Source organism: Fictibacillus iocasae (genome assembly GCF_042665465.1).
GTDB lineage: Bacteria > Bacillota > Bacilli > Bacillales > Fictibacillaceae > Fictibacillus > Fictibacillus iocasae.
Genome location: NZ_JBHTCP010000020.1, coordinates 1 through 538 on the forward strand (window position 1 = coordinate 1; position 538 = coordinate 538).

General features: G+C 56.3%; 1 rRNA gene. It reads left to right on the top strand.

Annotation, left to right across the window (positions count from 1 at the left end):
* A 23S ribosomal RNA gene (locus ACFQPF_RS11350) occupies positions 1-538 on the top strand; the annotation flags it as partial.

A 538-nucleotide genomic window follows, 5' to 3' on the forward strand; every position in this document is an offset into this window, starting at 1 on the left:
CGCCTCCTAAACAGTAACGGAGGCGCCCAAAGGTTCCCTCAGAATGGTTGGAAATCATTCGCAGAGTGTAAAGGCACAAGGGAGCTTGACTGCGAGACCTACAAGTCGAGCAGGGACGAAAGTCGGGCTTAGTGATCCGGTGGTTCCGCATGGAAGGGCCATCGCTCAACGGATAAAAGCTACCCTGGGGATAACAGGCTTATCTCCCCCAAGAGTCCACATCGACGGGGAGGTTTGGCACCTCGATGTCGGCTCATCGCATCCTGGGGCTGAAGTAGGTCCCAAGGGTTGGGCTGTTCGCCCATTAAAGCGGTACGCGAGCTGGGTTCAGAACGTCGTGAGACAGTTCGGTCCCTATCCGTCGCGGGCGCAGGAAATTTGAGAGGAGCTGTCCTTAGTACGAGAGGACCGGGATGGACACACCGCTGGTGTACCAGTTGTTCCGCCAGGGGCATAGCTGGGTAGCTACGTGTGGACGGGATAAGTGCTGAAAGCATCTAAGCATGAAGCCCCCCTCAAGATGAGATTTCCCATCACG